A 26,153-nucleotide genomic window follows, 5' to 3' on the forward strand; every position below is an offset into this window, starting at 1 on the left:
TCGTCCAGGGGAGGTCGGGATGAAATCGCAGTATCGCGTTGTAGTCATCGGGGGCGGCGTCGTCGGCGCCTCGGTTCTGTATCATCTGGCCAAGTTCGGCTGGTCGGATGTGGTCATGCTGGAACGCCGGCGGCTGGCCTCGGGGTCGTCATGGCACGCGGCGGGGGGCATCCACGCACTGAACGCCGATCCGAACATGGCGGCGTTGCAGGCCTACACGATCGACCTGCTGAGTGAGATCGAGAAGGAATCGGGCCAGAATATCGGTCTGCACATGACCGGTGGCCTCACGCTGGCCGGAACCCCCGAACGGTGGGAGTGGTTGCAGGCGAACTACCGCATCTTCCAGTCCATCGGCATCGACGATTGCGAATTGCTGAGCCCGGAAGAGGCGCAGAAACGCTGCCCAATCATGTCCACTGACGGCATTCTGGGCGCGATGTGGGCCGACCGAGAGGGCTACATCGACACCACCGGCACCGTGCAGGCCTATGCCAGTGCCGCGAAAAAGCGCGGAGCGGAATACTACGAGGAAACCAAGGTTGAGGAACTGATCCAGACCGCCGATGGCTGGCAGGTGGTGACCGACAGGGGAACGATCACCTGCGAGCATGTGGTCAACGCCGCCGGCCTGTGGGCCAAGCAGGTGGGGCGCATGGCAGGGGTCGAACTGCCGGTGTCGCCACTGAAGCACCATTACCTGATCACCGACACGGTGCCCGAGGTCGCAGCGGCCGATTTCGAGATGCCGATGACCGTGGATCTCGAGGGCTTCACCTACATGCGGCAGGACCAGAAGGGTGTTCTGGTCGGGATCTACGAGGTGGATCACGAGCACTGGGCCATGGACGGCGCGCCGTGGAACTATGGCGAGGAGCTGTTTCAGGAGCAGCTGGACCGCATCGAGAACGAGCTGACACTGGGCTTCGAGCGTTACCCGGCGATCCAGAACGTGGGCATCAAGACATGGGTGAACGGTGCCTTCACCTTCTCGCCGGACGGCAACCCTCTGGTCGGTCCGGTGCCGGGCAAGCGCGGCTATTGGACCGCCTGCGCGGTGATGGCCGGGTTCCTGCAGGGGGGCGGCGTCGGCAAGACGCTGGCCGAATGGATGATCCATGGCGAGCCCGAGGCCGACGCCTGGCCGATGGACGTGGCGCGTTATGGCGACTTTGCTCAGAACAAGCGTTACATCCGCGAGACGACAGGCCAGTTCTATTCCCGCCGTTTCGTGATGACCTATCCGAACGAGCAACTGCCCGCCGGACGCCCGCTGAAAATGTCGCCGGCCCATGACGCGATGACCGAAGCGGGTTGCAAATGGGGCATCAGCTGGGATATCGAGGTGCCGCTCTATTTCGCGCCCAAGGGGTTCGAGGAAACGCCGACGCTGAAACGCTCGAACGCCTTCGACATCGTGGCCGAGGAATGCCGCACCATCCGCGAAGGCGTGGGCCTGATGGACATCACCGGGTTCTCACGGTTCGAGGTTTCGGGGCCGAATGCGGAAATCTGGCTTGACAAGGTGATGGCCTCGGAACTGCCGGGACCGGGTCGCGCGAAACTGGCGCCGATGCTGGGCGAGAACGGGCAGCTCAAGGGCGATCTGACGGTTCTGAACTGGGGCGACGGCACCTGGTGGATCATGGGCAGTTATTACCTGCGGGCCTGGCATATGCGCTGGTTCGACGATCATATGATCGACGGGGTCACCGTGCGCGACCTGGGCGAGGAGGTCTGCGGCTTTGCCTTGGTTGGCCCGAAATCACAGGCGGTGGTCGAGAAACTGGCCGAGCAGGATATCTCAGCCCTGAAATTCATGGGCTGCGGTGACTATGACATCGGCCTCGTGCGCGCCCGGGTGGCCCGCATGTCGGTCACCGGCGAAAGGGGCTATGAGATCAACTGCCGCTATGGCGACCACATCGCCCTGCGCCGTGCGCTGCTCGAGGCCGGAGCCAGCGAAGGCATCCGCGAATGCGGCTTCAACGCGATGCTGTCCACGCGGCTTGAGAAGAGCTTTGGCATCTGGTCGGCCGAATTCACCCAGGCCTACACGCCGGGCATGACCGGAATGGACCGCTGGATCGACTGGGACAAGGACTTCGTGGGCAAGGACGCGGCACTGGCCGAGCGTGAGGGCAACGGCCCGGCGCAGGTTCAGGTGACGCTCGAGGTCGATGCGTTGGATGCCGACGCCAGCGGGTACGAACCTGTCTGGGCGGGCGACCAGCGCGTGGGCTTCGTGACCTCGGGCGGGTATGGCCACTATATCGGCAAGTCGCTGGCCATGGCGCTGGTGGACCGCGACAAGGCGCAGCCTGGCACCGAACTGTCGGTGCATGTGGTGGGGGTCGAGCGGCCCGCGCGGGTGATCGCGCCGTCGCCACATGATCCCGAGGGCAAGGCGATGAGGGGCTGATCGTGGCGGCCCGGGGCAGGGATCGGCGAAGGCGGGGCCGGGGTGCGGAGTCCGCACCCGCGACCCATCGGGACGTGAATTATCGCCAGTTGCGCAACCCGTTTCCGGTGATGGAGGTCTTTCCCGCCGACCAGATCGCCGACGTGCACGAAACCGCTCTGCGCACGCTTGAGGAACTGGGCGTCAAGGTCCTGCTGCCCGAGGCGCGGCGTCTCTTTGCTGCTGCAGGCGCGCGGGTGGATGAAGACAGCCAGATGGTGTTCATCGGCCGCGATCTGGTCGAGGCTGCGGTGGCCTCGGCCCCGAAATCCATCGCCTGCCGGGCAGGGGCGCGGCATCGCGACTTTACGCTGGAGCTGGGGAGCCTTGTCTTTCAGCCCGGCGCAGGGGCGCCCAATGCCACCGATCTGGAACGCGGCCGCCGCCCGGCCAGCGGGCAGGATTACCTCGAATTCCTCAAGCTCACCCATCATTTCGACGTGTTCCAGATGATCTCGCCGCAGGTCGAGCCGCAGGACGTGCCCACACACCTGCGCCACTATTTCACCACGCAGGCGCAGGTGGAGCTGACCGACAAGTTCCCGTTCTTCTTCTCGCGCGGCACGCCGCAGGTGATGGATTGCTTCCAGATGCTGGCCGTCGCGCGGGGCCTGTCCGACGACGAGTTCCGCACCCGGCCGCATTGCTACACGATCATCAATACCAACAGCCCGCGCACGCTGGACATTCCGATGGCGCAGGGGCTGATCGATTTCGCCCGTCACGGGCAGATGTCGATCATCACGCCGTTCACGCTGATGGGAGCGATGGCGCCGATCACGGTTGCGGGCGCGATCACCCTGTCCCATGCCGAGGTGCTGGCCGCCCTGACTCTGACCCAACTGGCAAATCCCGGCGCGCCGGTCTGCTATGGCACCTTCACCAGCAACGTGGACATGAAATCCGGCGCCCCGGCTTTTGGCACGCCCTCGCATTTCCAGGCCTCGCTGGCGGCGGGACAACTGGCGCGCCATCTGGGCCTGCCGTGGCGGTCGGCGGCCGGGTCGGCCTCGAACGTCAATGACGTGCAGGCCGCGAATGAAAACCAGTTCGGGCTGTGGGGTTGCCTGATGGCGGGGGCCACGGTGATCATCCATTCGGCCGGGTGGCTGGAAGGGGGGCTGACCGTGTCCTTCGAAAAGCTGGTCTGCGATGCCGAGGTGCTGAACATGGTGGCCGAGCTGTGCGCAGGGGCTCAGGCCGGGCGGGCCGAGATCGGGTTCGACACCGCCTTGAGCGAGGTCGAGCCCGGCAGCCACTTCTTCGCCGCCAGCCAGACGATGGAGCGCTACACCACCGAATTCTACGAACCGCACCTGCATGACTATGCCAATTTCGGCACCTGGACCGAACGCGGATCGGTCGATGCCAACCACCGGGCCACTGCGGTCTGGCGTGACATTCTGAACAATTTCGAACCACCCGCGCAGGACCAGCCGGGGCTGGACGCCATGCGCGACTTCATTGCCCGCCGAACCGCCGAGGGCGGTGCGCCGCCGGAGAGTTGAGATGAACAGCAAACCCATCCTGCATCGTGACGACCCCAAGGCCGAGCCTCTGGTCGGGAACGTCAAGGTCACGCGCGATGACTGGTTGAACGTGGCGATGGATGTGCTGATCTCGGACGGGGTCGAGCAGGTCAAGGTTCTGAACCTGGCCGACCGCATGGCGGTGTCGCGGTCCTCGTTTTACTGGTACTTCAAGTCCCGGCAGCACCTGCTGGATGCGCTGCTGGATCGCTGGCAGGCCACCAACACCGCCGCCCTGATCGCGCAGGCCGAGGCCCCGGCCCAGACCATCACCGCCGCCGTCTGCAACGTGCATCGCTGCGTGGTCAACACCGCCCTGTTCGACACGGCGCTTGACTTTGCCGTGCGCGACTGGGCGCGGCGGTCGGGCAAGGTGCGGCGGATGCTGGACCAGTCCGATGCTCGCCGCCTGGCCGCGCTGCGGGCCATGTTCGCCCGACATGGCTACGAGGCGGTCGAGGCCGAAACCCGTGCGCGCGTGCTGTACTACATGCAGATCGGCTATGATCTGGCGCAGTTGAACGAGCCGTTGGCCATGCGCCTGTCTCTGGTGCCGCACTACCTGTACGTCTTTACCGGGGTCGAACCGCGGCCCGAGGAAATCGAGGAATTCAGCGCCTATGCCAAGCGCTGTTGGGAGGGAGGATCAAGCCATGAGCCAGCCTGACGCAATCATCATCGGAACCGGCGTGATCGGCGCGGCCATCGCGTTCGAGATGGCCAAGGGCGGCTGGAAGACCCTGTCGCTGGACCGCAACGCGCAGGTGGGGCACGGCTCGACCGCCGGGTCCTGCGCGATCATCCGGATGCATTACTCCACCTTCGACGGCACAGCCTTTGCGTGGGAGGGCTATCATTACTGGCGCGACTGGGCCGACTATCTGGGTCTGCCCAACGGGGCCGATCTGGCGCAGTTCCGCGAGACAGGCTGCCTTGTCATGAAAACCGAGGCCAACGGCCACCTGTCAAGGCATATGAAATACAGCGCCGAGTTGGATTGCCCGTTTGAGGAATGGTTGGCCGAACAGATTCTCGACCGCCTGCCGATCTATTCTCTGGACAGTTTTGCCCCGGCCAAACGGATGGACGATCCAGCCTTTGGTCAGCCCAATGGCAGCAGGATGCAGGGGGCGGTGTTCTGGCCCAAGGCCGGTTATGTCACAGACCCGGCCCTGTCCGCGCAGAACCTGATGCAAGCGGCCACGCAGCGCGGCGCGCAGGTGCGGACCGGGGCCGAGGTCGTCGAAATCTTGCAGGAAGGTGGCAGAGTCAAAGGCGTCAGGCTGGCCTCGGGCGAAGAGATTCACGCGCCGGTGGTGATCAACGTGGCCGGGCCGGGATCGTCGATCATCAACCGCATGGCGGGTGTGCTGGACGACATGACCATCGAAACCCGCCCGCTGCGGCAGGAGGTGGTCCACGTTCCGGCGCCGGAAGGGTTCGATTTCGAGCGTCAGGGAACCATCGTATCGGACGGCGATATCGCCTGCTACTGCCGGCCGGAACATGGCAACCATATCCTGATCGGCTCGGAAGACCCGGACTGCGACCCGCATCAGTGGTGCGAGGACGATGTGCACTACAACCACGACTTCACCGACCAGTGGACGACGCAGGCTATGCGATACGCGCAGCGCGTTCCCAGCCTGGGCATTCCGTCCAGAACGCGGGGAGTGGTCGATCTGTACGACGCCTCGACCGACTGGATCCCGATCTATGACAAGTCCAGCCTGCCAGGGTTTTACATGGCCTGCGGCACCAGCGGGAACCAGTACAAGAACGCGCCGATCGCGGGCAAGATGATGGCCGCGTTGGTCGAGTATTGCGAGGGCGGGGCGGATCACGACGCCCAGCCCCTGCAATTCGAGCTGCCCCATATCAAACGCACCATCGACGCGGGCTTTTACTCCCGCAAGCGACCCATCAACGAGGAAAGCAGTTTTTCCGTCCTTGGCTAGCCAAGCCGGACAAATGCGCTAGCTCTCTGGAAACACTGAGAAAGGGCGGGCGCGATGGCGGAGAATGACACCAAAGTTCTGATCTTGGGAAGTGCGCCCGCAGCGCTGGCGGCACGGGAATGGGCGCGTGGGCCGTTCGCTCATATCGTGGCCATCAACAACGCCTGGCGCATCCGCGAAGATTGGGATTTCCTGATCCATCCCGAGGATTTTCCGGCCGAGAACCGTCCCGACTGTCTGACAGCGACACAGCGCATCGTGACGGCGCAGGATTATGTCCCGATCCAGAACGCGTATGGCGGTTTCGTCTATGCCGGAGGCACCATGGCCTTTACCGCCGGGTACTGGGCGCTGGGCGCTCTCAAACCATCGGTGATTGCCTTCTTTGGCTGCGACATGGTCTATCCGCGCTCGGGCAATACCCATTTCTACGGCCAGGGAACGGCCGATCCCTTGCGTGCTGACGTCACCCTGCGTTCGCTCGAGGCGAAATCGGCACGGCTGGCGCTGCTGGCGGCGCGTCAGGATTGCAACGTGGTGCGGTTGTCCGTTGGACCCAGCCGGCTGGTCTATCCGTCCGTCTCTCATACCGAAAAGATCCCCGAGGCCCGGCCGCGCCCTGAACACGTCGATGCTCTGCTGCAGGCCGAGTACGAGGCGGGCTACATGGTGCCATCCGGCCGGTATTGGGAGGTCGAAGACCGGTTCAATCCAGCCGTTGTCGACCGGCTGGATGCGGCTTGGCTTGCGGCCTACAAAGCCTCGGCGCTGGATCAGGCGGCCTGAGCGCGCGGCGCGCGCAACAAGTCTTCGACCTTTCGTCTGGCGGTCTCGGCCGCTTGTATCCGAACTGGGCCGTAACCGCGGATCTCGTCAGCGCAGGACAGGATGCTTTGCCACGTTTCGGTATCCCGATCCCCGTACTCTGCCACAAGGCGGTCCAACAGCCACTGGTACCAATTCAGCAGATCGCGATGCAGGCGCGCTTCGGCATGATAGCCAAACGGATTGAGAGCTGTTCCGCGCAGTGCCCGCATCTTTGACAGGCCCCGCAGAACCGGCTGCATCCAAGGTCCGAACGCCTTTTTCAGCGGTCGGCCCCGGGCATCGGTTTTGCGGCTCAGCAGGGGCGGAGCCATGTGGAAACGGACCGCAAAATCGCCCTCGAACTGGTTGGCCAGTTCCTTTTCGAAATGGTCCGAAGTCATCAGCCGCGCGACTTCGAACTCATCTTTGTAGGACATCAAGCGGAACAGGTTGCGAGCGACGCTGCGCAGCAGGGTCTCGTCAGCCTGCGGCAGCGCCGAGCGGAGGGCGGCGATACGATCGGCGTAGGCGTGCGCGTATTTCGCGTTTTGATACTCGGTCAGGTAGGCGGTGCGGCGCGCAATCATCTGATCCAGAGTTTCTTCCGAACCAACGTCGTCGGAAGGCAGGGCCAGAACGTCCGGACGAACCGCCATGTTGCGCCCGATTGCAAAGGCCAGACGGTTCTTCTCGGCAGCGACGCCGTTCAGCAGAATCGCCTGACCCAGCGCGACATGCGATACCGGCACAAGACCGTGCTGCCACGCAAAACCCAGCATGATCACATTGGCAAACACGGCATCACCCAGCAGGGTTTCCGCCACCGCGTTGGCGTCGAAACCGAACAGGTTTTCCGCCCCGACCACGTTCTGAATGGCCTGTTCACGGGCATTTACCTGCAACTGAGCGTCGCGGCGCAGAACGATATCGCCGGTCGGCATTTCCGCCCGGTTTAGGACCACGCGCGTACCCTTGCGGTAATGTGCCGAGGCTTTGGGGGCCGAACTGACGACGACGTCGCAACCAATCACCGCATCGGCCGCGCCCTGATCAATGCGGACCTGGTTCAATGCGTTTGGAGTGTCGCCCAAACGGATATAGCTGAGAACGGTTCCGAATTTCTGAGCAAAGCCTGTGAAATCCAGGACCGAGGCGCCTTTGCCTTCGAGATGGGCCGCCATCGTGATCAGCGCCCCCACCGTTACCACACCCGTGCCGCCCACGCCGGTGACCAGCAACTCGAACGGTTTGTCCAGGCGGGGCAGGGCAGGGTCGGGCAGCCCGTCCTCGAGTGTTGCCAGCTCCAGCTTTGCCATGCGTTTGCGGCGTTCGCCGCCTTCGATGGTCACGAAGCTGGGGCAGAATCCGTTGAGGCACGAGAAATCCTTGTTGCACGAGCTCAAATTGATCTTGCGCTTGCGGCCCAGCGGGGTTTCGCGCGGCTCGACGCTCAGGCAGTTCGACTCGACCGAGCAGTCGCCGCAGCCCTCGCAGACCAGATCGTTGATCCAGACGAACCGCTTGGGGTCCTCCATCGTGCCGCGCTTGCGGCGGCGGCGTTTTTCGGTGGCGCAGGTCTGTTCATAGATCAGAACGGTCACGCCCGGGATCTCGCGCAACTCGCGTTGCAAGGTGTCCAGTTCGGCGCGGTCGTGGAACGTGGTTTCCGACGGGAAATCCGCGTGGTGGAACTTCGAGATGTCGTCCGAGACGACGGCGATCCGTTCCACGCCCTCGGCGCGGCAGGTCTGGGCGATGCCGGCGACGCTGACCGGGCCGTCCACCGGCTGGCCTCCGGTCATGGCCACGGCGTCGTTGTAGAGGATCTTGTAGGTGATGTTGGTCCCGGCCGCGACCGCCTGCCGGATCGCCAGCGAGCCCGAGTGATACCAGGTGCCCTCGCCGAGGTTCTGGAAGATGTGCTTGCCGCCGTTGAACTTGGACGCCACCACATGCGGTACGCCCTCGCCGCCCATCTGGGCATAGCCGACGGTGTGGCGATCCATCCACGAGGCCATGACGTGGCAGCCGATGCCGCTGGCGGCGATCGAGCCGTCGGGCACCTTGGTCGAGGTGTTGTGCGGACAGCCCGAGCAGAAATAGGGCGTGCGGGTCGCGCCGGACACGTTGATCAGTTGCGGCGGCCGGTCCGTCAGCGCCTTGGCTTTGGCGGGCAGGTCTTGCTCGGGGAAGAACCGGTGCAGGCGGTCGGCCACGATGGGCACCAGCATCAGCGGGCTGAGTTCACCCGTCCAGGGGATCAGCGGCTCGCCGTGGCTGTCGTATTTGCCCACCATCTTGTGCGGCTTGTCGCCCGGCCAGTCATAGAAATACTCCTTGAACTGGCTTTCGATGATGCCGCGCTTTTCCTCGACGACCAGAACCTCGGCCTTGCCCTTCACGAAGCGCAGCGCGTTGCGTCGGGCCAGCGGCCAGACCATGCCGACCTTGTAGATGTCGATCCCCAGACGGCGGCAGGCGGCCTCGTCCAGCCCCAGCAGACGCAGTGCCTCCATCAGGTCCAGATGCGCCTTGCCGGTGGTGACAAAGCCGAACTTGGCGTGGTCGATGTCATAGATGCGCCGGTCGATCGGGTTGGCCTCGGCAAAGGCGCGGACCGCGCGCAGCTTGTGCTGGATACGGGTCTCGATCTCGGGCGAGGGCAGGTCGGCGGCGCGCACGTGCAACCCGCCGGGGGGCAGGTCGATCTCGGGCAGGATGAACTGCCGGTCGGGGCGCAGCTCGACCGAGCGGGCGCTTTCGACGGTTTCCGAGATCGCCTTGAACCCGACCCAGGTGCCGGAAAACCGCGACAGCGCAAAGCCGTATTCGCCGAATTCCAGATACTCCTCGACCGAGGCGGGGTTCAGCGTGGGCATGAACCATGCCATGAAGGCCACGTCGGACTGGTGCGGCATCGAGGAGCTGACGCAGCCATGGTCGTCGCCGGCCACGACCAGCACGCCGCCCTTGGGCGCCGAGCCATAGGCGTTGCCGTGCTTCAGCGCATCGCCCGAGCGGTCGACGCCCGGCCCCTTGCCGTACCACATCGAAAAGATGCCTTCGAATTCGCACTGCGGGTCCAGCGTCGCCTGCTGCGCGCCCAGAACGGCGGTTGCGCCCAGATCTTCGTTCACGGCGGGCATGAACGTAATGCGGTCGGATTTCAGCCGTTCGCGCGCGCGCCACAGCTCCAAGTCCAGCCCGCCCAAGGGCGAGCCGCGATAGCCCGAGACGAACCCGCCCGTGTTCCGCCCGGCATCGCGGTCGCGCCGCGCCTGATCCATCAGGATGCGCGCCAGCGCCTGCGTGCCGGTCAGGAATACCCGGCCAGTGGTCTGGTCGTAGCGGTCTGTGAGTTGATAAGTGCGAAGACTGCTGTCGTGGTGGCTCATGGCTTGGACCTGGATTGGCTTTGAGATTGAACAACTGTAGTTCTGTATTTGCGAAATGTTGTGCCAATGGGTCCGCAAGCTTGATATCATTTCGAAAAAAATTGCCGATAAACGCTAAAAAGACGAAAAGGTTTACCAAATGATGCAGCTGGACGACAGAGATCGCCGGATTCTGACCCTGCTACAAAGGGACAGCCGCGTGTCGAATGCGGACCTTGCCGATGCGGTCGGTATGTCGACCTCGGCCCTTTGGAGACGGGTGCGCGCATTGGAAGAGGCCGGGATCATTGAACGCTACGGCGCAGTTGTGAACCCGGTCGCGCTGGGGTTGGGGTTCGAGGCGATCGTACATGTGCATCTGACGCGGCATGATCCCGACAAGATCGTGGAGTTCATCCGGGCAATCGAAACCTGCAAGGAAGTTCAGGAATGTTTCGCAACGACCGGTCAAGCAGACTATCACCTGCGAGTGCAGTGTCCCGATCTTGCCGCCTACAACGTCTTTTTGGAGAGGTTTCTGTTTCGTTTGCCGGCCGTCGCAAGTGCACAGACGAATGTGGTTCTGCGCGCGGTCAAACGCAATCGTTTGGTCGAGTTCTGACTACCGCGCGACGAATTCAACCCAGGCCCAGGCCATCGCGATGTAAGTGAGGTTGTGCAGGCATTGATCCAAACCGGCGGCCCGCCAAAAGGCGGCCTGATCAGGTTGCAATTGTTTCTTGTCGGAATAGCTGGCTTTGGCGAAATCGATATTGAAATGCACAATCCACTCAAGCGCACCAATGATCAGAATGAACGAAAGCGGCGCGCCGAATATCAGGAAAACCACGACTGATCCCACAACATGCACCGCAGCATGCTGTGCGCGCCCGACATGCAGGTACTCCCCCCGCCCAGACAGCATCTTGGGCGTTTGGAGGTAGAAATCGGCAAACATGTGTTTGATCTGCAGTGCACACAGCAGAAGCAACACAGTGCCAAGTGTAGCAGGCAAAAACTACCCTCCCGATATCGTCCTGACCTTCAGACTAAGGGCTATGAGACAGGATCGCAAATGAACTAGTTCACACAAGTCGAAATAGTTTTCGCCTTGGAAACCATTTGCCTATGCAAGCGCGATTGCAGTACCGTCGTGCTGCTTTGACCGCGGCAGGATCGCTGCAAAACAGTTTCGGGTCACCAGTAGGGGCAGGGGCCATAGAACGTTCAATTTTTGGATTTATTTGGAAGTATTCCAAGCGTGATCAGCTTGTTCTGCTGGCCGTGACGGCAACTTTGTTCCCGCTGCTGTACCTGACGCTTGAATTGCCCAAACGCATCATCAACGACGCAATCGGCGCCTCCAGCGAGATCGTGGATGTCTGGGGATACAGTCTGTCGCAGACGACGTTTTTGGTAATTTTGTGCTTCGCCTTTTTGGCGGCGGTGTTGGCGCATGGTTTGATGAAGATGCGCATCAACACGATGAAAGGCGTTCTCAGCGAACGAATGCTGCGCCGGTTCAGATACCAGTTGATCAATCGCGCACTGTTGTTTCCTCAACCCTATTTCGAGCGCGTCAGTCAGGGCGAACTGGTCTCGATGATCACCGCCGAAAGCGAGCCGATGGGCGGGCTGATGGGCGATGCGATCAGCCAGCCTGTCCTTCAGGCGGGGCAGATGCTGACAATCCTGTCCTTTCTATTCCTGCAAAGCGTCTGGTTCGGATTGGCTGCTGTCGCGCTGATCCCATTGCAGGCCTGGCTGATCCCGCGATTGCAGCGCCAGATCAACCTGTTGAACAAGCGCCGGATCCAGGAGGTGCGCGTACTGGCCGCTCAGATCGGCGAGAATGCAGCAGGCGCGGCAACCCTGCGGCAGAACGGCGGCTGGCGCCATCGCCGAGCGCTGATTTCAGATCAACTGTCCCGGCTGTTCAGCATCCGGTTCGAGATCTACCAAAAAAAATTCTTCATGAAGTTCATCAACAACTTCATCTCTCAATTGACTCCGTTCCTGTTCTACCTAGTCGGTGGTTTGCTGGTTCTGCAGGGGTCAGTTTCGCTCGGTGCTCTCGTGGCCGCGCTCGCTGCCTACAAGGACCTCAGCTCGCCCTGGAAGGAGCTGCTGACTTATTACAACCAGACACAGGACATGTCTCTGCGCTGGGAGGTGGTCATCGAACGGTTCGCCCCAAGCGGCATGCTGGATGAAAGCCTGTTCGAAGGCGAGCCCGACAGCCGACCGCACCTGAATGGCCCGATCGAGTTGGAGCAGGTCTCGGTGCGTGATCTGGATGGCAATCAGGTTCTGGATGATCTGAACCTGACCTTCCCTGCCGGCAAGACCATAGGGATCGCGGCCCCCAGCGAAGAGGACCGCCGGGCCCTGGCGGATCTATTGACCCGGGAGATCCTGCCAAGTTCGGGCCGGGTCGAAATCGGGGGTGTTAACCTGTCCTCGCTGCACCAGGCCGTCGTGGCGGCCCGGATCGGTCATGCCACATCGCGACCGGTGATGTTCCAGGGAACCGTTGGCGGCAACGTGATGATGCCGATGCAGCTCAGGCCTCTGACCGCTCCACCGGAGGACGCGGACCACCTTGAAACGCTGCGTGCGGGCAACAGCCCCGATCCCTTCCGGGCCACTTGGCTGGACCCTTCCCTGGCCGGGTTCGAAACGGCCGAGCAGCTGCGCGATTGGTGGCTGAAGCTGATCGACGGACTGGGCTCCGGGCCCACCTTGTTCCAACGCGGGGCCGAGTTGGGTTTCGATCCTGAAAAACACCCCGACCTTGCTGCCAAGCTGATCGAGCTGCGGCCCTTGGTTCAGGACGCCGTCAAAAAGGCCGGTCTGGAGTCGCAAGCCCTGATTTTCGACCGCATGACGTACAACGCTGCGCTGCCCGTTGCCGAAAACCTGCTGTTTGCTGTGCCACGCGTGCAGGTGACGCAAGAGTTGCTGGCCCGGCAGACCGTTTTCCTGGGGCAGTTGCGCGAGTTGGGCCTGGATGAAACACTGGTCGGCCTGACACGTGACGTGATCGAAATGCTGCGTCAGATCTTTGGTCTGGACGGGACGGATCACCCGTTGTTCCGCAAGCTGGGTCTCGAGGCCGCCACCTACGAAGCCGCTGTCGACCTGGTAGAGAGGACCCGGGAAACCGGCGCATCGGGGTTGGACGATGACCAGTTGGCCAGCCTGCTGGCCGTGCCTTTCGTGATCTCGGCCGAACAGATTGGGCCGGCCTTTTCCGAAGAGCTCAAGAACCGCATCCTCGAACTGCGGCACAGCCATTCCGACAAGTTGATGGAGCGCCTGAACGACGTGTTCGAGCCGCTGGACCCGGCCACCTTTGCGCCCGGATTGACGGTTATGGAGAATGCGCTGTTCGGCAAGGTCAGCCAGATCGGGGGCGCGCGGTCGGACGAGGTTCGGAAAGTGATCGCAGACGTGCTGACCGAAAACGGAGCCCGTCCGCTGGTGGTTGAGCTGATCTACGATGTACCGGTCGCGCTGGGCGGGCAGAACCTGCCGGCCGCGCTGGCCGAGCCTTTGGCCTTTACCCGCGCGACAATCAAGAAGCCGGATATCCTTATACTGGAAAACGCACTGGCGAGTTATGGCATGGACACGCAGGTGGCTGTGTTCAGAAACCTGCGAGAGCTGCTTCCGGACGCCACGATCATCTACCTGAACGAACAGTTCAAGAACCCCGGCGCTTTCGACATGTTCGTCGAGATCCGACAGGGGCGCGTAGTGTCCGATCAGGTTCCGTCGGATGTCGAAGGTGACAGTGCAGCCTCGGCGGACCTCACGCGAAAGCTGCGTGCCTTGGAACAGACGCCGCTGTTTTCGGGGCTGGATCGTCGTCAGCTGCGGCTGCTGGCCTTTGGTGCGCGCTGGTACGAGGCAAAGGCCGGCGAAGTCGTGTTCCTCAAGGATGACCAGCCGACCGATGGTGCCTACATGATCATCGACGGCGAAGCGGGTCTGTACCTGCCGCAGCCGCCCGAGGAGGATCGGCTGGTGACCCGCGTCGGCAGCGGCACCCTGGTGGGCGAACTGGGCCTGATCCGCAAAGAGCCCCGCGCACTCAGCATGGTGGCCGAAACCGATCTGACCTGCCTGCGTATCGGCGAGGAAGAGTTCCTGGCCGTGGTGGAAAACGATGCTGCGACCGCGTTCAAGCTGTTGCAGGTGATCGCAGGCTATGTATCACGCTGACAGGTTCAGGCCTGCGGGCTACAGAACAGGGAATGCATCAACTCGATCACCTGCTTGGCTTTGCCGTCACGCAGCGAATAGTAGATCGTCTTGCCCTCTCGGCGGGTTGAAACCAGGCCTTCGGTTCGCAGACGCGCCAGCATCTGGCTGACCGCGGCCTGGCGCAACTTGAGCAAGGCTTCAAGCTCGCCCACCGAGCGTTCTCCGGCCGCGAGATGGCACAGGATCATCAAGCGGCCCTGATGCGCCAGCGTCTTGAGGAAAGCCGCTGCTTGCGCGGCGCTTTCCTCCATTTCCGAGGGCAATTCGGATTGTGGGGTCGTCAATTCGGCGTCAGTGAAAGTCACGTGGTACCTTGGGGATGGAAATAAGGGGTAGACGCAGTATGCACCAACTTGTCTGAAATTGTCATCCCTCGGTTGCCGGGGCCCCGCCCTGAAACGCATTGCCGTTGACATAGTCGCAGGGGGCTTCCTGCATCTGCAGGTGCAGACCGTCGCCGGAATAGGGGTGGGCACGGGCCAGTTCCTCGTCGACCTCGATGCCCAGGCCGGGGGCCGAAGGCGGCTCGACAAAGCCGTTATCGACCCGGATCGAGCCCTTGAGCAGCTGGTCATGAAACGGCGTTTCGATGGTCTCGAGCAGCAAAAGGTTCGGGATCGAGGCCGCGAGATGGATGTTCGCGGCCCATTCCACCGGCCCGGCATAGAGATGCGGCGCCATCTGCGCATTGAAGACCTCGGCCATGGCGGCGACCTTCTTCATCTCCCAGATACCACCGGCCCGGCCCAAGGCGGGCTGCAGGATCTCGGCCGCGCCGGCGCGCAGAACCGCGCCGAATTCGGCCTTGGTGGTCATCCGCTCGCCCGTGGCCACGGGGATGCGGACACTGCGGGCGACGCGCGCCATGTCCTCGATCATGTCCGGGGGGGTGGGCTCTTCGAACCACAGCGGCGAGTAAGGCTCGATCGCCTGCCCAAGGCGGAGGGCGCCGGCAGTGTTGAACTGACCATGGGTGCCGAACAGCAGGTCGGCCTTGTCGCCCACGGCCTGGCGGATCGCCTTGCAGAAGGCCACCGACATCGAGATGTCGGACATGGCGGGCATATGCCCGCCGCGCATCGTGTAGGGGCCGGCCGGGTCGAACTTGACCGCCGTGAATCCGCGCCGGACCATTTCGGCGGCGCTTTCCCCGGCCTGTTCGGGCGAGGTCCAGAAATCGGTCAAATTGTGCTGCGGCAGCGGGTAGAGATAGGTGTAGGCGCGGATGCGGTCGTTCATCCGGCCGCCGATCAGAGCGTATACCGGGCGGTCCCGGTCCTTGCCCAGAATGTCCCAACACGCGATTTCCAGCCCCGAGAAGGCGCCCATCACGGTCAAGTCGGGGCGCTGGGTGAAGCCGCTGGAATAGGCGCGGCGGAACATCAGCTCGATATTCTCGGGGTTTTCGCCAGCCATATGGCGGTCGAAAACGTCACGGATGACGTGTTTCATCGCCTCGGGACCCACCGAGGAGGCATAACACTCGCCCCAGCCCGTGATGCCGGTATTGGTGGTGACTTTCACCAGAATCCAATAGCGCCCGCCCCAGCCCGGCGCGGGCGGAGCGGTCACGATGATGTCGAGATCCTGCAGTTTCATCCGGTCTCCTCCCGCCGGTGGTCCGGGGCCGTCAGCCCCGGTCGAATACGATCACGTTGCGCTTGGCCGAACCGGTCTTGGTGTCCTCGATGGCCTCGTTGATCTGTTCCAGCGTCCAGCGACCCGAGATCAGCTCGTCCAGCTTCAGACGTCCCTGTTCATACAGATCGATCATCCACGGAATATCGCGCTGGATCACCACGTCGCCCATCTTCGACCCGACCATGCCCTGACCCAGGGCCGCCAGAATGACCGGCTCATAGCTGGATTGCGCGCCGGAATGGGGCATGCCGATCATCACCGCCTTGCCACCGCGACCCAGATAGCGGGGCGCCTGATCATAGGCGGGGATCGCACCGACGGTGATCAGAACCGCATCGGCCCCGCGACCGCCAAGGGCCTTGTAGGCTGCTCTCCACGGTTCTTTCAGCGTGGCCAGAACCCCATGCGTGGCGCCGAATTCCTTGGCGATTTCCAGCTTTTCCTCGGTCATGTCGACGGCCACGATCCTCCGGGCCCCGGCCAGCCGCGCGCCCTGGATGGCGTTCAGGCCCACACCGCCCGCGCCGATGACCACGACATCCTGACCCGGGCGCAACTGCGCGGCGTTGACCGCCGCCCCCACGCCGGTGATCACCCCGCAGGACAGCAGGCTGGCCACGTCCTTGGGCATCGCGTCGGGTATCTTGACGATCTGGCGGTGGCTGACCACGACCTTTTCGGCAAAGGCGCCACAGGCCATCGCCTGTTCCAGCGGCCCGCCATCCGCAGTGCGCAGCGGGCCCTTGACGGTGTCATAGGGTGTTTCGCAGATCACCGGCTTGCCGCTGGCGCAGGACGGGCAGGACCCGCAGGCGCGGATCAGGGTCACCACGACCGCATCGCCAACCTTGAATCCTCCGCTGGCTTCTCCGACGGCCGAGATCACACCGGCGGCCTCGTGCCCGTAGACGGCGGGCAGAAACCCGCCCCAAGCGCCGCTGGCATAGGTGATGTCAGAATGGCAGATCGCCACCGCATCCAACGTGACTTCGACCTCGCCCATGCCGGGCGGCGCGATCTGGATGTCTTCGATGACAAGCGGTTCGTTGAAGGCGCGGCATACGGCGGCTTTGATGGTCTGCATGGATCCCTCGTTTGGTTTGGGCCACGGTGACGCGGGAATCTGCGGTCCGCAAGGCTGAAACCGTCATTCCCGTGTCGTTGTTACGTTTCGCTGGGATGTGCGCGCAGAAACAGGACGAATCCGGCCAGCATCAGCAGCAATGCCAACAGGAACGGGGCCCCTGGAAGGTAGAATGCTGCATCAACGCGCGCGAATTGGGCGAAAACGGTGGTCATCACCAACGGGGAGATCACCATCGACAGCGCGTGGAGCGCGGCCAGAACCCCCTGAAGCTCTCCCTGCTGCGAATCCGGGGTTGCACGTGACATCTGTGCCTGAAGGGCCGGCGTCACGACGGCGCCCAGTGCGGTGATCGGAATCAGCATCAACGCAATCGTGCCGTTTGTGAGAAAACCCAGGGCCAGAAAGCTGACGATCTCGAAGATCATGCCCCAAACAATCGTGGTCCGCTCTCCCAAGTGGCGGGTGGCGGGGCGGATCAAGCCGCCCTGAACTGCCGCCATGCCCAATCCGTAGACCGCGAGTGACAACCCGATCATCTGCGGTGACCAACCGAAACGCTCGGTCGTGAAGTATGACCAGATGGCGGGATAGACGTAGATCGATACCGAGTACAAAAAGTATACCCATAGCAACGGTCGGATGCCGGGCAGGGCGGCGATGGCACGTAATGCGCTGTCAGGACGCGCGCGGTGCCAGCGGAATCCGCGGCGGTTCTTGTCGGTCACCGTCTCAGGCATGACCGCGAGGCCCAGCAGGAAATTCGCAAATGACAATCCGGCAGCCGCCCAGAACGGGGCGCGGGTTCCGTATTCGCTCAGCAATCCGCCCATCAAAGGGCCGAGGACGAAACCCACACCAAAAGCTGCTCCGATGAGACCGAAATTGGCGGCCTTTTCATGAGGTTTCGAAACGTCCGCCATAAAGGCCGCTGCGGTAGAGTGGGTGGCCGCGGTGATGCCACCCACGATGCGGCCGATCAGCAGCAGCCAGATGCTGCCGGCCATGGCCATGACCACGTAGTCCAAGCTCATGACAAACAGGGAAACCAGTAAGACCGCGCGGCGTCCGTAAGCATCCGACAGGTTGCCCAGCACCGGACCGAACAGGAATTGCATCGCGGCAAAGGCCGTGCTGAGGATCCCGCCCCAGATGGCTGCCGATGCCAGAGAGCCGCCCTGAACCTCGACGATCAGCTGAGGCATGATCGGCATGACCAGTCCGATGCCCATGGCATCGATCATGACAGTGCCGAGGACGAACAGAAAAGGAAGACGCATGAAACCGCACGAATGACTTATTTTGCAGGACCTTAGTCGTCAGCCTGTCGTGTTGTAACCCGGTCTTTTGTGATCGAGGCGAAAATCTCGACTGACGGTACGTCAGCTTTGACCCGGCCGGATCTCAGACGCGGGTAGCGATTGCGGCCAATTGGCGGGCCAGATCCGCCGGATGCGAGAAGAATGGAGAATGGGAGCTGTCGATCGTCAGGCGCAATTCGGGCGGCGCGCAATGGCTCATCTCTTCCTGGTATTCAGTTGGAATCGTCCGGTCATCCATGGTGAGGATATAGGCCTTGGGAATTCCGTCAAAACGCTCGCTCAGAACCAACGGCGTGTCCTGCGGGCGGATCGCCTGCGGGCACAGGCGGGCCAGGGCATAGGTAACAACGTCGGCCGGACAGTCGTGGTAGAAGAGGGATTGCACCCGGTCCGGCAACACGCTGTAGGACAGTCCGTCTGCCGATTTCTCGACCGCATCGCCAATCAGCTGTCTTGGTGCACGCCGGCGCATTTCTATCATCGACAGCCCGGAGACCGGCACGTAGGCGCAGACATAGATCAGGGCCCGCATCCGGTCTGGGGCGAATTCGGCGGCCGCACTGATCGGGTAGCCGCCCCAGGAATGGCCGACAAGGATCGTTTGCGGGGTCGTGGCATTCAACACCGCATCTCGACAAGTCTCGAGCGTAACCTCGGATACTGGGGTCGGGTCCGATCCATGACTGGGCAGGTCGATCGCCCGGACCGAATGCCCCAGATTCTCAAGTTCCGGTATCAGATCGCGCCAGCACCATGCGCCGTGGCAAGACCCGTGCACAAGAAGAAATTCCGCCACCGTGACCTCCTTCAGATATGTCCGGTTTCTCGCAGAAAAGCGTTCAGCAACTCGGCGTAGACCTCGGGCCGCTCGACGCAGGGCAGGTGCCCGGCCTTGCGGATCAGCTCGAACCGGGAGCCGGGGATCAGGTCGATGGTTTCGCGCACCAGATCGGGAGGGGTCGAGCCATCTTCCGAGCCCGCAATTCCCAACGTCGGCAGTCTGAGCCCGCTGGTTGGCGTATAGAAATCCGTGCCCGAGATGGCGGAGCAGCAGCCCAGATACCCCTGGACCGGTTGGCGTACCATCATATTGCGCCATAGCTCAACATCGGGGGTTTCCCGAAATGCTTTCGAAAACCAGCGCTCCATGGTTGCTTCGGCCAGCGCCTCGATCCCACCTGTACGAACGGCTGCCATCCGATCGGCCCACATAGAGGGCGTCCCTATTTTGGCGGCCGTGTTGGACAGGACCATCGCCCGGATCTGATCCATCCGCTTGACGGCCAGCCCCTGCGCGATCATTCCGCCAATCGACAGGCCGACGAAGATGCAATCCCGTACCTCGAGAAAGTCCAGAAGCCGCTCGGCATCGCGCACCAGACTTCCCATCGAATAGGGGCCATCCGGTTGCGAGGACAGGCCGTGCCCGCGCTTGTCATAACGGATGATGCGCAGACCTTTGGGAAGCAGAGGTAGCACGGGGTCCCACAAGCGCATGTCGGTGCCCAACGAATTGGCAAAGACCAAATGTGGGCCATCCGGGTCACCGTCCAAGCGATAGTGAATCTGAACATCTCCGAAATCAGCGATGTGCATCTGGTCAGCCTTTTTTGCTGGTATCATTCCGACAGTTTACGCCGCGATTTATTGCATCTGTCCTAACCCGTTGTCAGGTAAGGAATTCCAACGCGCGGGCAAAGACCTGTGGATCGACATTCCCGCCCGATGCCACGACGATAACGGCGTCGCCCTGGATATCGTCCTTGCGGAACAACGCCGACGCCAACGAGACTGCCCCGCCCGGTTCCAGAACGACCTTGAGGCGCAGGAACGCCAAGGCCATGGCGCGGAGAGCCTCGTCTTCCGATACCGCCAATCCCGGTCCGCAGAGGCGACGGAGGATCGGAAAGGTAATATCACCGGGCCGCGGTGTCAGGATCGCGTCGCAGATATTGCCTGCGGCTGCGTTGTTGGTCTGAACGGACCCCGAGGCCAGGGATCTTTTGACATCGTCGAATCCTTCGGGTTCGCAGGGGCGCGCCCTGAGACCCGGCGCATGTTTTTCCAGGGCAAGTGCCACGCCTGAGGTCAGTCCACCGCCACCACAGCATACCAGAACATCGGCGTCGGTCACACCGAGATCGCGCGCCTGCCGCGCCACCTCGAGGCCGACGGTGCCCTGACCGGCGATCACCTGCGGTTCGTCATACGGGCGGATCAACGTAAGACCGCGCTCCCGGGACAACGCCTCGCCGATCTCTTCGCGGCTTTCATTGGCGCGATCATATAGGATGACCTCGGCGCCCAACGCGCGAGTGTTTTTGATTTTCAGAGCCGGTGCGTCGGATGGCATGATGATGACGGACTGAACACCATGAAGCGTAGCGGCATGCGCCACGCCCTGCGCATGGTTGCCTGATGAATACGCGATCACCCCGCGTTTGCGAGCCTCGGAATCCAGGGCGGAAATCGCAGACCACGCGCCGCGAAACTTGAAGCTTCCAGTGTGTTGAAGACACTCGGGCTTGACCAGAACGCTCCGCCCGGCAAGGTCGTCCAGAAACGGCGATGTGAGGATCGGGGTTTCGCGCGCGTGCCCTTGCAGGCGCACGGCAGCGGCTTCGATCAGGTCAATTGTGCTCATATCAAATCCAGTACTTTGCGAATGACGGTAATGGACTGCGGTTCGTCCAGAAATGGAACATGGCCCCGGTCGGGCACTTCAGCCGAAATCAGCCCCGCGTGACGCCGGTGCATCTCTGTAAGGGTCTCGGCGCTCAGCAAGTCCGAGTTCGCTCCACGGATCACTCCGGTGGGAAGCGGGTTCAGGGCTTCGAACAATGGCCACAAATCAGCGGGCGGGCCCGCTGCAATCTGTTCTTTCAACGCGGTTCTCAATGCGGGGTCATAGCGCAACCGAAGGCCGGTGCCGGTTTCTTCGTATTGGAATGCGGCCTGCTTTCTCCAGGTTTCAATCGATACGCCCGGAAACTGCGGGTCCATTGCCTGTTTCAGCGCAAAAGCGGCCTGTTCCAGCGTTGTTGCGGCAGGAGCCTTGCCGACATAATCCATAATGCGGCCGATGGCCGACGGTTCGATTTCGGGGCCCACATCATTCAGAATGACGGCACTCAGACGTTCGGGGCGAATTGCGGCGAGGGTCATGGCAATCAACCCGCCACGCGAGGTGCCAAGGATGCTGACCCGATCTAGCTTGAGGTGATCCAGCAACTCGATCACGTCCTGTGCCTCGCGCGGAACGGAATAGTTGCGATAATCCGGATCAAAATCCGAGTCGCCGCGCCCCCGATAGTCCATCGCAATGACACGCAGTCCGTTGGCGTGCGGCGCGAAGAAGGAAAAATCCCGGCTGTTTCTGGTCAGGCCGGCAAGGCACAGCAGTGGCTTGCCGCTGCCTGTTTCTTCGTAGGTCAGGCGCAGACCGTCAGACGTCGTGAATTGCGGCATCAAACGCCCGCCAGTTCCGGAATCGAGGTCAGGTCGGACAGGACATGCGCCGGGGTCCACGGCAATCGGTCCATTGGTTCGCCGGCGCGGTTGACCCAGGCTGTAACGAACCCGTACCCGCTGGCTCCGGCGGCGTCCCAACCATTCGAGCTGACGAACAGAACGTTCGATCGTTCGCACCCGAAACGGTCGCACACAAGATCATAGACCCGTGCATGCGGTTTGAAGACGCCGACGCTTTCGACTGACAGAATGTCGTCCAATACGCCGGCGATACCCGCAGATCTGACCGCGCCTTCCAGCATGGGCGGCGATCCGTTGGACAGGATCGCGGTCTGCATCCCGCCATCCTTGAGCGCCTTCAGCATGGCGGGAACCTCGGGATAGGCCTGCAGTTCCCAATACAGGTCCAGCAGTCTCTGCCGCAGCGCTGGGTCCCTCTGCAAGCCTGTCGCCTCGAGCGCCCAGTCCAGGCCATCCTGCGTTACGTCCCAGAAATCGGCATGTGCGTCCGCCACAGCACGCAGCCACGTGTATTGCAGCTGCTTCAACCGCCAGTGGTTGGCCAGTTCAGGCCACTTGTCACGCAGCGCATCCTGGCCCGGTTCGGCGGCCGCCTGACGTGCGGCTGCGGCCACGTCGAAAAGGGTTCCGTACGCATCGAAAACGCAGGTTGTGATCGCCATCTGCCTCTCCCCATCTTCCGGGGCAGGTTGGCACAGGCCATGCGCGGGTTAAAGCGTAAAAGGGTTTACATTGCCGGGTCAGTCTCTAGGTTGGACCGCTCATTCCAAACTCAGGTCGGAGACAGTCATGACCGCAATCAAACAAGGCGACACGGTTCGCATTCACTACACTGGAACTTTGCGGGACGGCAACGTTTTCGACAGCTCGGAAGGACGAGATCCGCTTGAGTTCGCCGTGGGGTCCGGCCAGATCATTCCCGGTCTGGACGCCGCTCTGCCGGGTATGGAAATCGGCGAGAAGAAGCGGGTCGAAGTGGATTGCCAGGACGCCTATGGGCCGATCAATCCCGCTATGCGCCAGGACGTCCCGCGCGAAGGCATCCCGGACGACATCCCGCTGGACCCCGGCACCCAGCTACAGATGCAGACCCCCGATGGTCAGGCGCTGCCTGTGACGGTGGTGGACGCCAACGAAGAAACCGTGACCCTGGACGCAAACCACCCGCTGGCGGGCCAGGATCTGATCTTCGACATCGAGGTCGTTTCGATCAACTGATCAGCGCGCGTTCAGCCGCCCAACAATGACCCAACCGCCTCACGAAGCTGCGGTTGGGTATAGAAGATCCACAATACCAACAATGTCGTCAGGGTCAGCAGCAGCGTACGCGCGCGGCTGCTGAGCACTCCGGTCTTGCGACGAGAGTGAGATGCACGCGAATTGGTCGCGATTATCCGGTCTAGTTTGCTCATGTGATATCCCTGCCGCGGAAGTTTGGTAAAATCTTGGCAACGACAGGGAAAGATCGCGTCACATGAAGTCGGGCTGTGGCATTCCCAAGATGTGGAATCCGCCGTCTACGCGAATGATTTCACCGGTGGTGCAGGCCCCTGCGTCTGACGCAAGGTAGACGGCCGTGCCGCCAACCGCTTCGAGCGTAGCATTCGATCGCAGCGGGGCGTTCTGGTCGCAGAACTTGTAGGTCTTGCGAGCCCCCCCGATGGCCGCGCCGGCCAGGGTTTTCATAGGTCCGGGCGAGATGGCGTTGACCCGGATCCCGTCGGGGCCCAGATCATTCGCAAGATAGCGCGTCGCCGATTCCAGTGCAGCCTTTGCAACACCCATGACATTGTAATTCGGCACGACCTTGTTCGAACCCTGATAGGTCAGGGTGAGCAGCGTCCCGCCGTTTTCCTTCATCATTGGATAGGCGCGACGGGCCACTTCGATGAATGAATAGGCCGAGACATCCAGCGAGTGCTTGAAATTCGCCCGCGTGGTGTTCAGGAACCGCCCGGTCAGTTCGGTCTTGTCCGAGTAGGCGATGGCGTGGACAAGGAAATCAATCGTTGGCCAACGGGAGGCCAGTTCGTCGAAGGCCCGGTCCAGCGATGCGTCATCGGTCACGTCCGCATCGACCATGAAGTCGCTGCCCAAGCTCTGTGCAAGCGGTTCCAGCCGTTTTCCGAAGGCCTCGCCCTGGTAGGTGAATGCCAGTTCAGCGCCTGCCTCGTGCATGGCCTTGGCAATGCCCCAGGCGATCGACCGATCATTGGCGACGCCCATGATCAGCCCGCGCTTACCCTTCATAGAATCCGACATCATAATCACCCGTTATACTTGGACAGAATCATGGAACCGTTGGTGCCACCAAAGCCGAAGCTGTTGGTCATGACACTGTCCAAACCTGCGTTTTCAACAACCTCAGTTGCAATTTCGCCGGGCTGGATGCCTTCGGCCAGCGTGTCGACATTGATCGACGGCGCAATGAAATCATGCTGCAGCATCAAGAGGCAGAAAATCGCCTCGAGCGCGCCGGCAGCACCCTGAGCGTGGCCGGTCATCGACTTGGTCGAAGAGATCGGCGGCACATTGCCCTCGCCGAAAATCCGGCGGACGGCTTCGACTTCGCCCACATCTCCGACCGGTGTCGAGGTCCCGTGGGCGTTGATGTAGCCGACCTTGCGGCCTTCGGGCAGGGTGGACAAGGCCAGGCGCATCGCGCGCTCTCCACCTTCTCCCGAGGGCGCGACCATGTCGTGCCCGTCCGAGGTTGCGGCATAGCCCGTTACCTCGGCATAGATCTTCGCGCCGCGGGCCAGAGCATGTTCCAGCTCTTCCAGAACGACGATGCCACCGCCGCCCGAGATCACGAATCCGTCGCGGTTCTGATCAAACGCGCGTGAGGCTTTTTCGGGGGTGTCGTTGTATTTCGAGGACATCGCGCCCATCGCATCGAAAAGGCAGGACAGGGTCCAATCCAGTTCTTCGCCGCCACCGGCGAACATCACGTCCTGTTTGCCCAGCATGATCTGCTCGGCCGCGTTTCCGATGCAATGCAGCGACGTCGAACAGGCCGAGGTGATCGAGTAGTTGATGCCCTTGATCTTGAATGCGGTCGCCAGGTTGGCCGAGATCGTCGAGCACATGCATTTCGGAACGGCAAACGGTCCGATGCGCTTGGTTGCGCCGGTTTTCAGAACGGTCTGGTGCGCCGTCAGCATGGCGCTGGTGGACGGTCCACCGGACCCGGCAACAAGGCCGGTACGCGGATTGACGACCTGATCTTCGCTCAGACCCGCGTCAGCGATTGCCTGGCTCATCGCGATATGGGCATACGCGGCGCCTGGTCCCATGAACCGCAAAGTGCGCTTGTCGACCTGTTCCGACACATCGATCTTGAGCGTCCCTGCAACCTGGCTGCGGAAGCCGTGCTCGACCATCTGCTCGCTGGCCTCGATGCCGGACTTACCCGCCTTGAGCGAGGCCAGAACCTCTTCGGCATTGTTCCCGATGGAAGAGACAACCCCCAAACCGGTGACGACGACGCGACGCATTTGCGTTCTCCTGTGTTCCATTCCCTGTTGACTGTCAGTCAGCTGGGGTCAGCTTTCCGACAATGCAACCTTCATGTCCTTGACCTGATAGATGACTTCGCCATCCGCTTCGACCCGGCCATCCGCCACACCCATAGTCAGGCGGCGGGTCTGGACTGCCTTGGTGAAGTCCACGTAATAGGTCAGCATCTTGCGGTCAGGGCGCACCATGCCTGTCAGTTTCACTTCGCCCACACCCAGCGCATAGCCGCGACCCTGCCAGCCGCGCCAGCCGAGGTTGAAACCGGTCAGCTGCCACAGTCCGTCAAGACCCAGACAACCCGGCATGATCGGGTTTCCGGGAAAGTGGCAATCGAAGAACCAAAGGTCCGGTGTGATGTCGAATTCGGCCACGACATGCCCCTTGCCGTGCGCGCCGCCGTCGCCTGAAATGTCGGTGATGCGGTCCATCATCAGCATCGGGGGAGCCGGAAGTTGAGCATTTCCGGGGCCGAAGAGTTCGCCGCGCGCGCATTTCAGCAGGTCGTCCTTGTCAAAGCTGCTTGGGAATTGGGCCATTCTGCCGCGTCTCCTGCCAGGGGTCTGTTTATTCAATCTGGCCTCGTCTATCACCCGTTTGCAAGGTCCTGCAAGACCACCCGAACACATCCGGCCCGCCGGAGCCGTTGGTTGCGAATGAATTTCATTTGAAATTGGTGGTGGTCGGCACTTATATATTG

At 62.1% G+C, this 26,153-nt stretch carries 23 protein-coding genes; 8 read left to right on the plus strand and 15 right to left on the minus strand.

What is annotated here, in order from left to right; all coding sequences use genetic code 11:
- Window positions 1–19: 19 nt before the first annotated feature.
- The 5 genes from ACR3EK_RS02665 to ACR3EK_RS02685 are packed head-to-tail and all read left to right on the plus strand — an operon-like array spanning window position 20 to window position 6,734.
- Complete coding sequence (locus tag ACR3EK_RS02665; protein ID WP_480632615.1) at window positions 20–2,422, plus strand: GcvT family protein; 2,403 nt, start codon at window positions 20–22, stop codon at window positions 2,420–2,422.
- A gap of 2 nt (window positions 2,423–2,424) precedes the next feature.
- The gene (locus ACR3EK_RS02670; RefSeq protein WP_480632616.1) at window positions 2,425–3,969 is read left to right on the plus strand and encodes a trimethylamine methyltransferase family protein; all 1,545 of its coding nucleotides are present in this window, start codon (window positions 2,425–2,427) and stop codon (window positions 3,967–3,969) included.
- Between the two features lies 1 nt (window position 3,970).
- A complete protein-coding gene (locus ACR3EK_RS02675; RefSeq protein WP_480632617.1) occupies window positions 3,971–4,657 on the plus strand; it encodes a TetR/AcrR family transcriptional regulator in 687 nt (228 codons plus the stop codon).
- Window positions 4,644–5,948, plus strand: a complete 1,305-nt coding sequence (locus ACR3EK_RS02680) for an NAD(P)/FAD-dependent oxidoreductase (protein WP_480632618.1) — start codon at window positions 4,644–4,646, stop codon at window positions 5,946–5,948. The genes ACR3EK_RS02675 and ACR3EK_RS02680 overlap by 14 nt, the downstream gene beginning before the upstream one ends.
- A 54-nt stretch (window positions 5,949–6,002) precedes the next feature.
- A complete protein-coding gene (locus tag ACR3EK_RS02685; protein WP_480632619.1) occupies window positions 6,003–6,734 on the plus strand; it encodes a hypothetical protein in 732 nt (243 codons plus the stop codon).
- Here ACR3EK_RS02685 and ACR3EK_RS02690 read toward each other — a convergent pair.
- On the minus strand, window positions 6,722–10,150 hold the full coding sequence (locus ACR3EK_RS02690) for an indolepyruvate ferredoxin oxidoreductase family protein (RefSeq protein WP_480632620.1): 3,429 nt from the start codon (window positions 10,148–10,150) through the stop codon (window positions 6,722–6,724). The two genes, ACR3EK_RS02685 and ACR3EK_RS02690, sit on opposite strands and share 13 nt — an antisense overlap.
- A gap of 139 nt (window positions 10,151–10,289) precedes the next feature.
- Here ACR3EK_RS02690 and ACR3EK_RS02695 point away from each other — a divergent pair, with 139 nt between their 5' ends.
- Window positions 10,290–10,751, plus strand: a complete 462-nt coding sequence (locus ACR3EK_RS02695; RefSeq protein WP_254433925.1) for an Lrp/AsnC family transcriptional regulator — start codon at window positions 10,290–10,292, stop codon at window positions 10,749–10,751.
- Here ACR3EK_RS02695 and ACR3EK_RS02700 read toward each other — a convergent pair whose 3' ends face one another.
- A complete protein-coding gene (locus ACR3EK_RS02700) occupies window positions 10,752–11,144 on the minus strand; it encodes a DUF3307 domain-containing protein (RefSeq protein ID WP_093964572.1) in 393 nt (130 codons plus the stop codon). It lies immediately after the preceding gene.
- A 269-nt stretch (window positions 11,145–11,413) separates the two neighbouring features.
- Between ACR3EK_RS02700 and ACR3EK_RS02705 the strand changes: the two genes are divergently transcribed.
- Window positions 11,414–14,356, plus strand: coding sequence for an ABC transporter transmembrane domain-containing protein (locus ACR3EK_RS02705; RefSeq protein ID WP_480632621.1), 2,943 nt, complete (start codon window positions 11,414–11,416; stop codon window positions 14,354–14,356).
- A gap of 5 nt (window positions 14,357–14,361) precedes the next feature.
- Here the strand turns inward: ACR3EK_RS02705 and ACR3EK_RS02710 are convergent, their stop codons facing one another.
- From ACR3EK_RS02710 to ACR3EK_RS02750, 9 genes are all read right to left on the minus strand, one after another.
- Complete coding sequence (locus ACR3EK_RS02710; RefSeq protein WP_170340532.1) at window positions 14,362–14,649, minus strand: ArsR/SmtB family transcription factor; 288 nt, start codon at window positions 14,647–14,649, stop codon at window positions 14,362–14,364.
- A gap of 115 nt (window positions 14,650–14,764) precedes the next feature.
- Window positions 14,765–15,997, minus strand: coding sequence for a mandelate racemase/muconate lactonizing enzyme family protein (locus tag ACR3EK_RS02715; RefSeq protein WP_480632622.1), 1,233 nt, complete (start codon window positions 15,995–15,997; stop codon window positions 14,765–14,767).
- 31 nt (window positions 15,998–16,028) lie between these two features.
- Window positions 16,029–17,123: a Zn-dependent alcohol dehydrogenase gene (locus tag ACR3EK_RS02720; protein ID WP_170390849.1), complete on the minus strand. Its 1,095-nt coding sequence runs from the start codon at window positions 17,121–17,123 to the stop codon at window positions 16,029–16,031.
- Window positions 17,124–17,203: 80 nt separating this feature from the next.
- Window positions 17,204–18,403: a TCR/Tet family MFS transporter gene (locus ACR3EK_RS02725; protein WP_093964576.1), complete on the minus strand. Its 1,200-nt coding sequence runs from the start codon at window positions 18,401–18,403 to the stop codon at window positions 17,204–17,206.
- Between the two features lie 124 nt (window positions 18,404–18,527).
- Entirely contained in the window at window positions 18,528–19,241 is a 714-nt protein-coding gene (locus ACR3EK_RS02730; RefSeq protein ID WP_480632623.1) for an alpha/beta fold hydrolase, read from the minus strand.
- An 11-nt stretch (window positions 19,242–19,252) separates the two neighbouring features.
- The gene (pcaD, locus tag ACR3EK_RS02735; RefSeq protein ID WP_480634000.1) at window positions 19,253–20,041 is read right to left on the minus strand and encodes a 3-oxoadipate enol-lactonase; all 789 of its coding nucleotides are present in this window, start codon (window positions 20,039–20,041) and stop codon (window positions 19,253–19,255) included.
- Between the two features lie 73 nt (window positions 20,042–20,114).
- Entirely contained in the window at window positions 20,115–21,089 is a 975-nt protein-coding gene (locus tag ACR3EK_RS02740; RefSeq protein ID WP_480632624.1) for a threonine ammonia-lyase, read from the minus strand.
- Window positions 21,086–21,913, minus strand: a complete 828-nt coding sequence (locus ACR3EK_RS02745; protein WP_170367882.1) for an alpha/beta fold hydrolase — start codon at window positions 21,911–21,913, stop codon at window positions 21,086–21,088. The genes ACR3EK_RS02740 and ACR3EK_RS02745 overlap by 4 nt, the downstream gene beginning before the upstream one ends.
- Window positions 21,913–22,599, minus strand: a complete 687-nt coding sequence (locus ACR3EK_RS02750; protein ID WP_170367884.1) for a haloacid dehalogenase type II — start codon at window positions 22,597–22,599, stop codon at window positions 21,913–21,915. The genes ACR3EK_RS02745 and ACR3EK_RS02750 overlap by 1 nt, the downstream gene beginning before the upstream one ends.
- Before the next feature lie 127 nt (window positions 22,600–22,726).
- Between ACR3EK_RS02750 and ACR3EK_RS02755 the strand changes: the two genes are divergently transcribed.
- Window positions 22,727–23,155, plus strand: a complete 429-nt coding sequence (locus ACR3EK_RS02755; RefSeq protein ID WP_170339858.1) for an FKBP-type peptidyl-prolyl cis-trans isomerase — start codon at window positions 22,727–22,729, stop codon at window positions 23,153–23,155.
- Between the two features lie 11 nt (window positions 23,156–23,166).
- On the opposite strand, the gene ACR3EK_RS02760 is transcribed toward ACR3EK_RS02755, so the two are convergent.
- The 4 genes from ACR3EK_RS02760 to fabA are packed head-to-tail and all read right to left on the minus strand — an operon-like array spanning window position 23,167 to window position 25,992.
- Window positions 23,167–23,349, minus strand: a complete 183-nt coding sequence (locus tag ACR3EK_RS02760) for a hypothetical protein (protein ID WP_170357073.1) — start codon at window positions 23,347–23,349, stop codon at window positions 23,167–23,169.
- A 58-nt stretch (window positions 23,350–23,407) separates the two neighbouring features.
- Complete coding sequence (locus ACR3EK_RS02765) at window positions 23,408–24,199, minus strand: enoyl-ACP reductase FabI (protein WP_170340422.1); 792 nt, start codon at window positions 24,197–24,199, stop codon at window positions 23,408–23,410.
- Window positions 24,200–24,204: 5 nt separating this feature from the next.
- Window positions 24,205–25,434, minus strand: a complete 1,230-nt coding sequence (gene fabB / locus ACR3EK_RS02770) for a beta-ketoacyl-ACP synthase I (protein WP_170339862.1) — start codon at window positions 25,432–25,434, stop codon at window positions 24,205–24,207.
- A 48-nt stretch (window positions 25,435–25,482) separates the two neighbouring features.
- Complete coding sequence (fabA, locus tag ACR3EK_RS02775) at window positions 25,483–25,992, minus strand: bifunctional 3-hydroxydecanoyl-ACP dehydratase/trans-2-decenoyl-ACP isomerase (RefSeq protein WP_093964585.1); 510 nt, start codon at window positions 25,990–25,992, stop codon at window positions 25,483–25,485.
- Window positions 25,993–26,153: the final 161 nt, after the last annotated feature.

Source organism: Ruegeria sp. BC8 (genome assembly GCF_056535705.1).